General features: G+C 61.8%; 1 protein-coding gene. It reads left to right on the forward strand.

Going from position 1 to position 557, the window contains the following annotated elements:
• Positions 1 to 121: 121 nt before the first annotated feature.
• On the forward strand, positions 122 to 557 hold a 436-nt coding region (locus tag FEF26_RS15555; RefSeq protein WP_208012968.1), incomplete at its 3' end, for a transposase.

Here is a 557-nt window from a genome sequence, read left to right on the forward strand (position 1 = left end):
AGTAGTGCCCCATAGAGTGGTGTAGCACCTGGTGACCATGACGGTCCTGAACGTGAGCGCGGTCATCGGGTGGCCCCTTCGAGGAAACTCTCACATCCCAACTCGAAAGGACATCACCACGATGACCGCTCCTCATATTGTCGATCCTGCAGGCGTGTTGAAGGAAGCCCTCTCTGATGCCTCACCGGATCTGATGCGCAGCTTGCTGCAGACCATGATCAACGCTCTGCTCTCAGCCGATGTCGACGCCGTGGTCGGTGCTGAGTACGGCAAGCCCAGTGCCGAGCGGGTCACCCAGCGCAACGGCTACCGCCACCGGGCCCTCGATACCCGAGTGGGCACCGTCGATGTCGCTGTCCCGAAACTCCGGGCGGGCACCTATTTCCCGGACTGGCTGCTGGAGCGGCGTAAGCGGGCTGAGTCAGCGATGATCACCGTGGTCGCTGACGCCTACCTGGCAGGGGTCTCGACTCGGCGGATGGACAAGCTGGTCAAGCAGCTGGGCATCGACTCGCTGTCGAAATCACAAGTCTCACGCATGGCTGAGGACCTCGATG

The organism is Nesterenkonia salmonea, assembly GCF_005771525.1.
GTDB lineage: Bacteria > Actinomycetota > Actinomycetes > Actinomycetales > Micrococcaceae > Nesterenkonia > Nesterenkonia salmonea.